Annotated in this window: 11 protein-coding genes; 1 reads left to right on the top strand and 10 read right to left on the bottom strand. The window is 51.7% G+C overall.

Annotated elements, in window-relative coordinates; genetic code table 11:
- Positions 1-16 precede the first annotated feature (16 nt).
- The 6 genes from BO53_RS0100620 to BO53_RS0100595 form a co-directional block, all read right to left on the bottom strand.
- Positions 17-808: a phosphotransferase family protein gene (locus BO53_RS0100620; protein ID WP_031544355.1), complete on the bottom strand. Its 792-nt coding sequence runs from the start codon at positions 806-808 to the stop codon at positions 17-19.
- A 222-nt stretch (positions 809-1,030) separates the two neighbouring features.
- Entirely contained in the window at positions 1,031-1,879 is an 849-nt protein-coding gene (gene dat / locus BO53_RS0100615; protein ID WP_031544353.1) for a D-amino-acid transaminase, read from the bottom strand.
- On the bottom strand, positions 1,860-3,290 hold the full coding sequence (gene pepV / locus BO53_RS0100610) for a dipeptidase PepV (protein ID WP_031544351.1): 1,431 nt from the start codon (positions 3,288-3,290) through the stop codon (positions 1,860-1,862). The genes dat and pepV overlap by 20 nt, the downstream gene beginning before the upstream one ends.
- Positions 3,291-3,402: 112 nt before the next feature.
- Positions 3,403-4,164: a hypothetical protein gene (locus BO53_RS13520; protein ID WP_156956067.1), complete on the bottom strand. Its 762-nt coding sequence runs from the start codon at positions 4,162-4,164 to the stop codon at positions 3,403-3,405.
- A gap of 66 nt (positions 4,165-4,230) precedes the next feature.
- Entirely contained in the window at positions 4,231-4,923 is a 693-nt protein-coding gene (locus BO53_RS0100600; RefSeq protein WP_031544346.1) for a pseudouridine synthase, read from the bottom strand.
- A complete protein-coding gene (locus BO53_RS0100595; protein WP_031544344.1) occupies positions 4,924-6,558 on the bottom strand; it encodes a putative polysaccharide biosynthesis protein in 1,635 nt (544 codons plus the stop codon).
- Between the two features lie 79 nt (positions 6,559-6,637).
- On the opposite strand from BO53_RS0100595, the gene BO53_RS0100590 reads away from it, so the two are divergent.
- Complete coding sequence (locus BO53_RS0100590) at positions 6,638-7,888, top strand: BaiN/RdsA family NAD(P)/FAD-dependent oxidoreductase (protein WP_031544342.1); 1,251 nt, start codon at positions 6,638-6,640, stop codon at positions 7,886-7,888.
- Positions 7,889-7,945: 57 nt separating this feature from the next.
- Here BO53_RS0100590 and leuS read toward each other — a convergent pair whose 3' ends face one another.
- The 4 genes from leuS to BO53_RS0100570 all read right to left on the bottom strand — a co-directional run bounded on the left by leuS (position 7,946) and on the right by BO53_RS0100570 (position 13,393).
- Positions 7,946-10,357, bottom strand: coding sequence for a leucine--tRNA ligase (gene leuS / locus BO53_RS0100585; RefSeq protein ID WP_031544340.1), 2,412 nt, complete (start codon positions 10,355-10,357; stop codon positions 7,946-7,948).
- 257 nt (positions 10,358-10,614) lie between these two features.
- On the bottom strand, positions 10,615-11,115 hold the full coding sequence (locus tag BO53_RS0100580) for a methylated-DNA--[protein]-cysteine S-methyltransferase (RefSeq protein WP_031544338.1): 501 nt from the start codon (positions 11,113-11,115) through the stop codon (positions 10,615-10,617).
- Positions 11,116-11,120: 5 nt separating this feature from the next.
- A complete protein-coding gene (locus BO53_RS0100575) occupies positions 11,121-12,665 on the bottom strand; it encodes a hypothetical protein (RefSeq protein WP_031544336.1) in 1,545 nt (514 codons plus the stop codon).
- Between the two features lie 2 nt (positions 12,666-12,667).
- The gene (locus BO53_RS0100570; RefSeq protein WP_031544334.1) at positions 12,668-13,393 is read right to left on the bottom strand and encodes an ABC transporter ATP-binding protein; all 726 of its coding nucleotides are present in this window, start codon (positions 13,391-13,393) and stop codon (positions 12,668-12,670) included.
- Between the last annotated feature and the right edge of the window lie 155 nt (positions 13,394-13,548).

Raw genomic sequence — 13,548 nt, 5'->3', positions numbered from 1 at the left:
TCTCGAATATTTAATATTATATAAAACGGTCTCTCTGTATTACTTTATTGAGGAAGATGATCCAATCATTCATATCCTTGAAACGCTTATGATCTTCATACCATTGGATCATTGTAATCGCCTGCACGAGTGTATACCACTTCATGCGTTTCATCAAAGTCCTGTCCAACGGCTTGCCGTAGACTTCCAGCCATTCCTTCCAGTCATCCGGTTCCACATAAGTGTAGAGGATCATACCGAGATCTATCGCAGGATCCGCAATCATTGCACCTTCCCAGTCCACCAGATACAGCTCATCCTGGTCAGAGAGGAGCCAATTGTTGTGATTGACGTCTCCATGGCATACTGTACAAAATGCTTCATCGATCAGGGGCATCTCATTTTCCAGGTATTGGATTGCAGAACGGACGGTATGGTGGGCATTGACTTTCGGGGATAATGAGGTCTGTATCTTGTTAAGCAACAGATCCGGCAGCATGGGTTTCATGCCGAGCTTTTTCAGCATAGTGAGAAGAGGACCTGATGTATGGATTTTCTTCATCAGTGAGGCTACCCTCTCCGAATGCATCTCTTCACGGGTCAGCTCCCGGCCATTTTTCCAATGCTGTGCTGTCACTACTTCTCCGGTCTCTATTCTTTTGGTCCAGACCAGTTTCGGTACAATACCTTCAGCGGACAGCGCTGCAAGGAAAGGGCTGGCATTGCGTTTCAGGAACAGCTTCCTGCCATCTTGCTCTGCCTTATAGGCTTCGCCAGATGCTCCACCAACGGGGTCAAGTGTCCAGCCGAGCTGATAGAAATGCTCCAAATTCCACACCTCTTTTCATCATCAAAGAAAAAAGCGCTAAATATTTAAGAATAAGATAGCGCCAGCTTCTGTTCGTGTTATAAATTTTATAGGGTTTTATGGTTTATTTCAAGGACTATTATCCACAGATTTCATGACAACCGGGCGTTACGTGCCCACAAAACCATACAGTGTAAGCGTTGAGGCCCCCAAAATTTATTAGGGTAATTTTTCAGGTTAACATTATTTAACCAGGTTTAATTTGTGGATTTTCTGGTCGAATCCTTCCTGTATCACCTGTGTGATTTTGCCTTTCGAACCGTCAGCAACCTTTTGGCCATCGACGTGTGACACAGGCGTGACTTCCTGGGTCGTACTCGTGATGAATACTTCTTCCGCCGATTTCAGTTCATCAAGGGTGAATGCCTTCTCCTGATATTCTATTTCCCGCTCCTGTGCAATCTTCAGCACTTCCTGCCTCGTGATGCCATTCAATATCAGGTGGTTTGCCGGATGGGTCCTGAGCACTCCATCACTGACGATGAATACATTCGTGGAGGACCCTTCAGTCACCACTCCATCACGATGCAGTACTGTTTCATGGGCGCCGGCGCGCACTGCACGCTCCTTTTCCATGACATTTGCCAGCAGATTCAGGCTTTTGACATGGCATTTCAACCATCTGTAGTCATTTGCCGTAATGATTTCCACGCCCTCCTCCATCTGGAGGGAAGGTCGTACCATGGCATTCATATAGGCGAGGATGACAGGTTCGGCCCCTGCAGGATAGGCATGGTTTCTCGGGTCTATGCCCCTCGATACCTGGATGTAGATGGATCCGTTTTCGATGCTGTTGCGCTCCTTCAACTGGGTGATGATTTCAATGAGCTTCTCCCGCTCGAGGCCGTTGATTTCGATTTCTGATGCACTTCTGACCAGACGGTCCATGTGCTCCTCAAGTGTAAAGAACTCATTGTCATATACTCTTACCACTTCATATACACCATCACCAAAATAGAAAGCGCGGTCGTTATAGTCTACTGAAATTTCGTTGTCCCTTTTGAATTCTCCATTATAGTAGCTTATTTTCATCCATCTCACCCTTTATACAGATTCTATGCAGTGCTTCGAGGTAAATCTCCGTTGCCTTAAGCAGCTCATCAACCTTCATGCGTTCGTTTTTCTGGTGCATCGTATCTACAGTATCCTTGAACATCGCCCCAAAGGCAACACCCTTTTTCAAGGTGCGGGCATACGTCCCCCCTCCGATGGTGAATGGCTCCGTGTCATCATCCACATGGTTGCGGTAGGCATCTGTCAATATTGCCACCAGCGGGTCCTCCCTGTCCACATAATGGGGAGGCTGATACTCAAGATCTTCGATGGTGAAGCCCTGTGCATATACCTCTTCCTTCAGACTGGCCATACCGCCTTCGAAATCGATGCCTTTCGGATACCTCAGGTTGACTCCGAATATGCCGCCATCCACTTCCGTATAGTTGATCATGCCCACATTTACGGTCGTGTCCCCCATTTCAGGGTGCGAGAAGTCCATTCCAAGCAATGAGCCGTCCGTGCTGCCGACCAGCCGCGCCATCGCAAATTCAGTAAAGGCTGCAGCATTGTTGTCCAGTGCCAGGCTATCCAGGAAGCGGAGGAGAATCAGGCCGGCGTTCACGCCGACTTCCGGAGTCGAGCCATGGGCGCTTCTTCCCTGTATGCTCAGTTTCAAAAATCCATTGTCCACTTCGTAGGCGCCATCCGCCTCGACTTCCCGCAGGAAGTCTTCGTATGACTGGATCACCTCACTCATATTCTGCTGAACCTTCAGTTTCGCTTCAGCGTCTTCCGGCACCATATTATACCGCTCGCCGGAAATCAGCACCTTCAGCTCAATCTTCGGCTCCTTCTCATCCAACGGCATCGGTTTCTGCACGAAATTGAATGTGGAGATGCCTTTTTCTCCATGAATCAATGGAAATGCCGCATCCGGCGCAAAGCCGGCATCGGGCATCTGTTCCGAGTTGAAGTACGCATCCGTACACTGCCAATCCGATTCCTCATCGGTCCCTACAATCAGACGCGTGCGATATTTGAACGGCAGCCCCTGTTCATGAAGGATCTTCATTGCATAGTAGGCTGCAATGGTCGGGCCTTTGTCATCCTGAACGCCGCGCGCCACTATCTCATCATCGATGATTTCAGGGACGAACGGATCCGTATTCCAGCCTTTTCCGGGAGGTACAACATCCACGTGCCCAAGTATGCCGAAGAGCTTATCCCCTTCACCGGCTTCGATATGGCCCGCAACATTCTCCACATCCAGGGTGGACATGCCATCACGGGTCCCCAGTTCCAGCATGTAATCCAGTGCCGCCTTTGGTCCTGTGCCCACCGGTGCTCCACTGGAAGCTTCCCCTTTCACACTTTCAATTTTCAAAAGCCCCATCAGATCGTCTATCAGACTCTCCCTATAGTCATCCACCAGCGCTTTATAATCCATGAACGTACTCTCCCATCATATGTAACAGAATCTTTTCGTCAATAATAAAGAAAAAAATATGTAAAAACAAGAGAACAGGGCAATAAATGCGCCTGCTCTCCATTATTATAGACTATTTCTTTTTGTTTGAATCTTCATCATCATCTGTAACAACATGGATATTATGATTGTCGTCCTTTTCTCCCTGGTCGTCCACAACATCTACATCTGTTGCATTGTCTTTGTTCAGACCGCCGAAGGAGACATCATCCTGCAAATGCTCCTCCGGATGAATGCCGCCTTCTGATACCCACTCATTGTTCATCTGTTCTGCAGTGAGCTGGCCTTCAGCATCCATTCTGTCAGGTTTCGTATAATGCTCATCATCACCGCTTACACTGCTTTTTCCCTGAGTCGGTGAAATCTTGTCATTCTGGTTGTTTTCATCATTTTCATCATTCGGCACCTGGTCGGCTTCGTCCCTGTCCATTCTGGATCTGACCTTATCCTGTGCACTCTGTGCATAGCCTTTCGGGTCTTCCTTGGCCTTGCTGAACTCAGATTTTGCCTTCTCCTGATATTCGCCGGCCTGCTTCGTCACTTTTTCCTGATATTCGCTTGCCTGTTTGGTGACCTTCTCCTGGACATTCTGCGCGTAGCCCTTAGGATCCTGCTTCACCCTGTCATATTCACTCTTGGCCTTTTCCTGATATTCCCCGGCCTGCTGGGACAACTTCTCCTGAACATTCTGGGCATAGCTTTTAGGATCTTCCTTCACTTTATTGTATTCATTCTTCACAACATCGCGGTTCTCTTTTTTGGACAATTGCTTTGCAGCAACTGCGAGCCCGAGCATTGCCGCGACTTTCAGTAGTCCTCCTGTTTTTCTAGCCATTTCCAACACCTCTTATTAAGTATTTTGTTTTGATATCTGATTCATATTTACCCCATCAGAATACCCTTAAACCTTTTTAATCAACTTGATTTCATTTTCACGTAATCTTCGATGGCTCCCTGCTGTGAGGTGTTCATCCAGCATCAGATCACCGAACCCGATGCGATGAAGTGCAGTGACTTCATTCCCCAGATAATGGAACATCCTTTTGACCTGATGGAATTTGCCTTCTGTAATCGTCAGCTCCACCGCGTGGGAGGACAATTTTTCCGCAGCTGCCGGTGCCGTTGTGAAGTCTTTCAGGGGAATGCCGGCCTCAAGCTGCGAAATGTCATCCTCCGTGACCTCAGATTCGAGCTGTGCGACATAGGTCTTGCCTATTTTGCTTCTGGGACTCAAAAGCTCATGGGCGAGCTTCCCATCGTTGGTGATGAGCAGCAGGCCGGTAGTATCCTTATCCAGTCTGCCAACCGGGAACAACTGGTCCTTCTGTGGATGGTCGATCAAGTCGATCACCGTCGGCGTCGGCCCTTTTTCAGTCGATGAAATGACACCAGTTGGCTTGTTGAGCATGATGTAGATTTCTTCTTCCAGTACTACAGGCCCGCCGTCCAGCAGTACCCCATCGTCTGGGGAGACTCTGGATTTCGGATCTGTGACGATTTCACCTTCCACTGTGATCCGCTTCTTCTTTATCATATTCTTCACTTCACTGCGGCTGCCGATGCCGGCATTTGCCAAATACTTGTCCAGTCTCATCTAAAGCACCTTCAATTTCTTCCTGATTTTGTCCGCCCGGCTGCCGAGTATTTCATCTGCCAGCCCGGTCTTGAACGACAGCAGCATGTACACCAGCCCACCGATCGGTACAGCCACTGCCATGATGAGGACGGAGTTCAATTTTTCCGATACATCCACACTGAAAATGAAGGCATAATAGATGAGCTCCACCACCAGCAGCATGACCAGGCTGTAGACCACAATTTCAGCCAGTGGCCTGAGGAGCGGCCTGAAGCGGAATTTACCATACTTCCGGATGATCACAAAATTGATGAGGACGCCGGCGCTGAGTGCGATGCCCGTCCCCATCACGGCACCGACCGTCTGGAACTGCATGATGAGCGGAATGTTGATGGCCGCCTTGATCGCCAGCATGATCAGAACCACATACAGCGTCAGGTTCTGCTTATCGATGCCCTGCACGATTGAGCACGTGATCGTAAACAGTGAAATCGCGATGCTCACCGGTGCATAGAAGAGCAGGATCTTTATCCCCATTTCATTATAGCTGTAGAATGACGTATAGAGCGGTGCCGATAGGATCATCATTCCGATTGCTGCCGGGATGACGAAGAAGAGCAGCATGAGCACCATCATCCTGATCTGCTCGTGCACATCCTCCATCTTGCCGCGCTGGTAGTTCTTTGTGATGAATGGCAGTATTGTGATGGCGAATGCAGAAGCGAAGGCCGTCGGGATCATGACCAGCTTGTGTGTCGTCAGGTTCAGCATGCCGAACCACGCATCATGGTACTGCTCAGGCACACCGCCGAGTGCAAGCCCGTTGTTATGGGTCAGCTGATCGATGAACAGTGTCAGCGGGATGCTGATGCTCACGATGATGAATGGGATGCCATAGCGGATGATTTCCGAATACATCTCACGATAGGAAAAATCGTAGTCGGTGTCATCGGTCGCAACCATGCGATCGATATGGACCTTCCTTTTCCTCCAGAAATACCAGAGCGTCACCATGGAGGCCAGCACACCGACGAATGCAGCGAATACTGCAATTTCATTTGCCGTCTGCACGGAACCACCCAGAACATAGATGACAAGAAAGGCGCCGCCAAGCAGAAAGGCGATCCTGATCAGTTGTTCGATGACTGCAGAGACACTGGTCGGGCCGAACGATTCGAATCCCTGGAAGATGCCGCGCCATGTCGCCATGAACGGTACGACGATGACGGCCACACTGACGACCCGAATGATGCGTGTGACATCCTCAGTGGACCAGCGATGGGCGCCATCCCCGGCTGCCAGCATCTGCAGTTCTGCGATGAACGGTGCAGCCATGAAGAGAATGAGAAAAGCGATGACTCCGGAGCCCAGCATGACGAGCAGACTCGAACGGTAGAGCTTCTGGCTGGTCGCGTACGCGCCAAGCGCATTGTACTTCGATACATATTTGGATACGGCCCCCGGCACACCCGCTGCCGCAAGCGAGAGCATGATGGTGTACGGTGTATAGGCGTATCCATACAGGGCAAGGTTTTCCTCCCCGCCCATTATGCTGTAAAATGGAATGAGGTAGAGCATTCCCAATAACTTCGTGATGAATGTTGCCATGGTCAACAGGAATGTGCCCCGCACCAGATTATTTGAATCAGACATTTTATAACCCTCTTACTTTAAGAATAATATCCATTATAATCGAAAGAATACCAGTTTTAAACAAAAAGGAGAACAGCCCATGTATCAAACGATAGTAGTCGGCGGTGGTGTAAGCGGGCTCATGGCCGCCTATGCCGCCTCCGAGAACGGCAATCGCGTATTGCTCATAGAAAAGAACAAAGCCCTTGGAAAGAAGCTGCTGATTTCAGGCGGTGGCCGGTGCAATGTCACCAACAGGCTCCCCTATGAGGAGATCATCCGGCATATTCCGGGCAATGGCAAATTCCTCTACGGTCCCTTCAGCACTTTTGACAATGAAAGCATCATCCGGTTTGTCGAGTCCCGCGGCGTCTCCCTCAAGGAGGAGGACCATGGCCGAATGTTTCCGATCACGGACCGGGCGCAGGACATCCTCCAAGTATTCCTGGACGCACTCGAGAAGAACAGTGTTGAAATCAGGACAGAGACGATCGTCAGGCAGGTACTGGTCGAGGAAGGCCACGCAATGGGCGTAGAGCTGGCGGATGGTACCATAATCCATTCGGACAGCATCATCATCACCACAGGCGGCCGGAGTGTCCCCCAGACCGGCTCGACAGGCGACGGCCACCGTTTTGCCGAATCCGCCGGCCATACGATTACGGAGCTGTTCCCGACCGAAGTGCCCATCACTTCACCCGAACCCTTCATCAGGGAAGGCCGCCTCAAGGGCCTGAGCCTGTCTGATGTCGCCCTTTCCGTCCTGAAGAAGAACAGGAAACCGAGGGTGACCCACCAGATGGACATGATCTTCACCCATTTTGGCATCAGCGGTCCGGCAGCCCTACGCTGCAGCCAATTCGTCCATAAGGAAAAGCAGAAGCAGAAAAGCGGAACCATCCTCATGTCCCTTGATTTCTTTCCGGAAAAAAGCGCAGGCGCCCTCAGGGCGATGATGGAGGAAATTATTGCCGCCAACCGGGACCGTTCCCTGAAAAATACGATGAAGACATTCCTTCAGGAACGCCTCGTCCTCTTCATGCTGGACTTCCTCGACATTGACGGTGCAACAAGCGGTCATCATGTATCCAAGGAGAATATCGAAAAGATCGTCCAGTTCCTCAAAGCTTTCGAATTCCGTGTTGACGGCACCCAATCGATTGAAAAGGCGTTCGTCACCGGCGGCGGTGTGAAACTTGCAGAAATCACGCCTCAGACGATGGAGAGCCGCAAGGTGGCAGGCCTCTATTTTGCCGGGGAAGTGCTTGATATCCACGGGTACACGGGCGGCTACAACATCACGAGCGCCCTGGTCACCGGCTATGTGGCAGGACACAGCACCACCCTGTAGCATATGACAAAGAACACCTCCCGTCAGGCTGATGGCCGGCCCGCGGGAGGTGTTCTTCTAGTTTGCTACGATATTTACAAGTTTATTCGGTACAACGATGACTTTCCTGACCGTCTTCTCCCGGATTGCTTCCTGAACCCTGTCGGATTCAATGGCAATGCGCTCAAGATCTTCCTTTGTCGCTTCTGTCGGCACGTTCATCTTTTCCTTCACCTTGCCGTTGACCTGGATGACGATTTCAATTTCATTCTCGACCAGCTTGGATTCATCGAACTGCGGCCACGCTTCATAGGCGATCGTGTCCGCATGCCCCAGCTTCTCCCACAGTTCTTCTGCGACATGGGGCGCCACAGGGGCGAGGAGTTTGACGAATCCTTCGATATGGGCCCTGCCGAGTTCCTCCTGCTTATAGCATTCATTGATGAACACCATAAGCTGGGAAATGGCCGTATTGAAGTTCAGTGATTCGAAGTCCTCAGTCACCTTTTTGACGGTTTCATGGTATACCTTATCAAGATCCGGCGTCTCCCGTGCAACCACATTTCCTCTCAACTGTCCTTCCTCATCAACGAGGAGTCTCCATACGCGGTCGAGGAAACGGCGCGCACCATCAAGTCCATTGTCGTTCCATGCGACCGATGCCTCGAGCGGCCCCATGAACATCTCATATAGGCGCAGCGTATCTGCCCCATGGGAACGGACGATATCATCCGGATTGATGACATTGCCTTTGGACTTGCTCATCTTTTCATTGCCTTCCCCAAGAATCATGCCCTGGTTGAAGAGTTTCTGGAAAGGCTCCTTCGTGTGGACCACGCCGATATCATAGAGCACCTTGTGCCAGAATCTTGCATAGAGCAGGTGGAGTACCGCATGTTCCGCTCCGCCAATGTAGAGATCCACCGGCATCCAGTGTTCAATCTTCTCTTTTGAGGCAAGGGCTTCCGTATTGTGCGGGTCGATGAACCTCAGATAATACCAGCAGCTTCCTGCCCATTGCGGCATCGTGTTGGTCTCCCTGCGGCCCTTCACGCCATCCTCCCTGACGACCGTTATCCAGTCCTCGTTGTTGGCGAGTGGGGATTCGCCAGTGCCGGAAGGCTTGATCTGATCCATTTCAGGCAGCATCAGCGGCAGTTCCGATTCCTCCACGGCACTCATCGTGCCATCTTCCCAGTGGATGACCGGAATCGGCTCTCCCCAGTAGCGCTGGCGGGAGAACAGCCAGTCACGCAGCTTGTATGTCGTCTTCTGCTCCCCTGCGCCCTTCTCTTCCAGAATGCGGATCGACTTCTCGATTGCCGCCTCCTTGCCGAGGCCATCCAGTTCTCCGGAATTGACATGCTCTCCGTCACCCGTATAGGCCTCTTTTGAAATGTCTCCGCCTGCAACCACTTCCTTGATCGGCAGGTCGTATTCCCGAGCAAATTCATAGTCCCGCTCGTCGTGTGCCGGCACTGCCATGATTGCTCCTGTACCGTAGGAAGCCAGGACATAGTCCGCTATCCATATCGGCATTTTTTCACCCGACAATGGATTGACGGCATAGGCACCTGTGAATACACCCGTCTTCTCCTTGGCCAGGTCGGTACGCTCAAGCTCACTCTTTCTGGCTGCCTTTTCCTGATAGGCTTTGATTTCAGAACGGTGGTCATCCGTCGTGATGACATCAATCAGTTCATGCTCCGGAGACAGCACCGCATAGGTCGCACCGTGGATCGTATCGGGACGGGTCGTGAATGCCGTGAACGATTCCCCTGTGCCTTCTATTTCAAAGCGGATGTTCGCACCTTCAGACTTGCCGATCCAGTTCCTCTGCATATCCTTCAGAGATTCGGGCCAGTCGAGGTCATCCAGATCCTCAAGCAGGCGGTCCGCATATTCAGTGATTCTGAGCATCCACTGCTTCATTGGTTTTCTGACGACCGGGTGTCCGCCACGCTCGGAGAGCCCGTCGATGACCTCCTCATTGGCCAGCACCGTACCGAGTGCTTCACACCAGTTCACCGGCACTTCATCAATATATGCGAGGCCCTTATTGTACAGCTGGATGAAGATCCACTGCGTCCACTTGTAGTAGTCCGGGTCGGTCGTATTGATTTCACGGTCCCAGTCATAGCTGAATCCGAGCTCCTTGATCTGGCGGCGGAAATTGTCGATGTTCTTTTCATTGAATGCTTTGATGTCATTGCCGGTATCGATGGCATACTGCTCGGCCGGCAGACCGAATGCATCCCAGCCCATCGGGTGCAGTACATTGTAGCCCTGCATCCTCTTCATGCGTGAGATGATATCCGTGGCCGTGTAGCCTTCCGGGTGTCCGACATGGAGCCCCGCACCTGAAGGATAAGGGAACATGTCCAGTGCATAGAATTTCTTCTTGCCGAGTTCGTCCTCCGTCTTGAATACCTTTTCATTTTCCCAGTGGGATTGCCATTTTCTTTCGATGTCCATATGATTGAACGCCATAAAAATCCTCCTTGAATATAAATAATCCCATGCCTGTATAAGCATGGGACGATCATATATGTATACGACCGCGGTACCACCCGCATTCACTGTTAAGTGCAACTTCGTTCGATGGGATTCAGTTCAGTCCGGATGAGTTCATATGGATCCACTACTGGTTCACAGCACCCACCAGCTCTCTTGGAATGGAGTCGCATACTACTATTTCCAACACTTATAAATATAGAATATATTCAGGCAATAAGCAAGCTGTATATTTATTTCGGCCGGATATCGAGCCCTTCGCGCTCAAGCAGCCGGCGTTTCTTCCCTACACCGCCGGTATAGCCGCCGAGCGTGCCGTCTGAAGCGATCACCCGGTGGCAGGGCACGATGATGGAAATCGGATTCCTGCCATTCGCATTCGCCACAGCACGCGAGTGGTTCGGCCCGCCGCAGTCGGCAGCGAGCGCCTTATAGCTGAGCGTCTCCCCGTACGGAATCTCTCTGAGTCTGCGCCATACCTTCTGCTGGAATTCCGTTCCTTTGTGCCCGAAGCTGACCGGCACCTCGAAAGTCGTGCGGCTGCCGGCGAAGTATTCCTCAAGTTCCCGAACGCACTGGCGGATGACTCCGGAAGCCCCCTCCAGATCATTGCGGCCATCCTCCCCTTCCACAACATCCGCTTCATCAGCATAATCCAGTGCGATGATGGTGTCTGCTTCAGAAACGATCTTGAGCCAGCCGATCGGCGTCTCCATAAAATAGGTTTCCTTCATATTAATCAGTCCTTATAGGTGATTTTGAATCCTTGATCATAGCGTGCTCCGACTTTCCTGAGCATCCACAGTGATGAGAGTGCCAGCACAAGCAGTACGCCCCCTGCTGTAAGCAGCTGGACGGGTGATGCACCATCGTCGCCGAGCACGCCCAGGATGATGGCCGTGAGCACAAGGGCAGCGAAGATCGCGACGGTGATCACGATATTGCTTGCAGTATCCAGCCTTTTCACCGGATTCTTGCTGCTGACGACCGGATTGGCACTGCCGATGTACATGCCGACAGGCACAGCGGCCATCGAAACAAGGGTGATGAAGACCAGCAGCTGGAGCAGGACCCCGATGCCTGCGGATGAAAAAAGCCAGACGACAGCAAAGGCCGCCATTACAACGGGGACTGTCGTGAGGAGGGTGAAGCCATACTTTGCCCCGGCAATATGCCTGCCGGAGAGCGGCAATGCCTTCAGCATCGCAAAATGCTCCGCATCCCGGGCAGTATTGTACGCTCCGATGAAGAGGGAGATGACGAGCGTGCCCCCTATCGCCGTAACAAGAAGCTGGCTTGCCCCGATCGCCTCCGGCGCCGATCCGGCATCCACCGATGTGGAAAAGTAGATGAAGAGCAGCGGCATCAGGTAATACGGCAGCAATGCGGCAATCTCCTTGAAGTTCCGGGTCGTGAGCCTCAAGTCCTTCTCCATGAGTGAGCCGATGGGATGGCGCACACGGCCATCCGCTGTCCTGTGCTTTCTGACCGTCCGGCCGCCTGCTTCCCACCCACGGGAGAGTGCACGTACCGATATCAGTTCGGCTGCCTTGAAGGCGAGCACGGCAGCTGCAATGAGTAACAGGACAGCGAGGCTGCCGGAGAGCACTTCATAGTCATACAGAAACCCGCTGAATGAAACGGGCATATCGGACAGGCGTGCCGTCATGCCGGTGAAGGCATCCCCGATGAGGAACAGGACAAGATACACCAGGATGAAGGAAATCGCCCCAAGAAAAGAAAGTATTTCGCTGATCTTCCTGATGGGAAGAATATTGGCCGTCAGAAAGATGAACGCATATGCCAAGGATACAATGAAGATACTGAGTACGGAAAAATAGACCAGGCTGTCAGCCAGCAGCATCCATTGCCCGAACCGCATGGAAAGTGCGGTGCCGAGCACCGCCCCCAAAGGCAGGAGGATGGATGCGGCATAAATGAGTACATGCTTGATGAATTTGGCAAAAAACAGTTCAGCAGCTGATATGGGAAATGACAGATACAGCTGCACACTTCTGTCCAGAATCATATCCTTGATGATGAAATGCAGCGACAGCAGGGTCAGGACGGCAGCACTGGTGATCGAGAGCAGCAGTATATAGCCATCCAGCACACTTTCGTTAAAGGAGAGGGTCAGCGAAAATATCACTGAAACAAGCATTGGCAGTGGAAAAAGCAGCAGAAGGAGTCCGAGAATGATGTAGAGCACCATCTTCGTCTCCCCGAGCGACTTCCAGTAGTTGAAGAGGGACCGCAGCTCTGTCTTTAGTATCAGGCGGACCATAATCAGCTTCCCCCGGTCAATTTCAGGAAGATGTCCTCAAGCGTCGCATCCGGTTCTTCAATGCGGCTCCTCAGCTCCCCCAGGGAGCCGTGCGCCAGATTCTCTCCATTATATATGATCAGGATATCCGTCGCGATCTCTTCAGCAAGCGCAAGGTTGTGCGTGGTCAGGAAGACCGTCTTCCCCTGCTTGATGTAATCCCGCAAATAATTTTTCAGGTTCCTGTTGCTTTTGGGATCGAGCCCCACCGTCGGTTCATCGAGAAACAGAATATCCGGGCGGTGCACCAGGGCACCGATGAGCGCCACCTTCTGTCTCATGCCATGGGAATATTCCTCAACCAGCGTGTCGAGCTTCCCCTCGAGATCGAACAGGTCCACGAGCTTCTGCTGCTCTTCCCTGAAATCCGTCTCATCCATCCGGTAGGCACTGGAGATGAAGTTGAGGTATTCCCTCCCGGTGAGCTTGCCGATGAGGTCCGGCGTGTCAGGGACGAAGCTGATCCGCTTTTTCAGGTGGACCCTGTCCATCCCCATCTCCTCCCCGAACAGCTCAACCGACCCTGATGTGGCCTTGAGCAGCCCTGTAATCATCTGTATAGTCGTGGACTTCCCCGAGCCGTTCGGTCCGATGAAGGCGAACAATTCCCCTTCCCCCACCGAGAAATCAAGGTTCTTCACTGCGTCGTGTGTCCCGTATCTCTTGCCCAACCGGTCCACTTTAATCATATTATCCCCTGCCTCCCCTGAACTTCTTTTTCATACCTCCATCATACATCAAACAGCACCCGGCAGAAAACCTCACAAAACCGCATCGTCCATCAAATCGACATGCGATTCCCCCGCTCCGGTATGGTACAATGCCAAATATGAACAAGAGGTGA

Origin of the sequence: Salinicoccus luteus DSM 17002 (assembly GCF_000712035.1) — a bacterium.
GTDB lineage: Bacteria > Bacillota > Bacilli > Staphylococcales > Salinicoccaceae > Salinicoccus > Salinicoccus luteus.
Note: the sequence above shows the minus strand (reverse complement) of the source record. Positions and strands in the feature narration are given on the sequence as shown.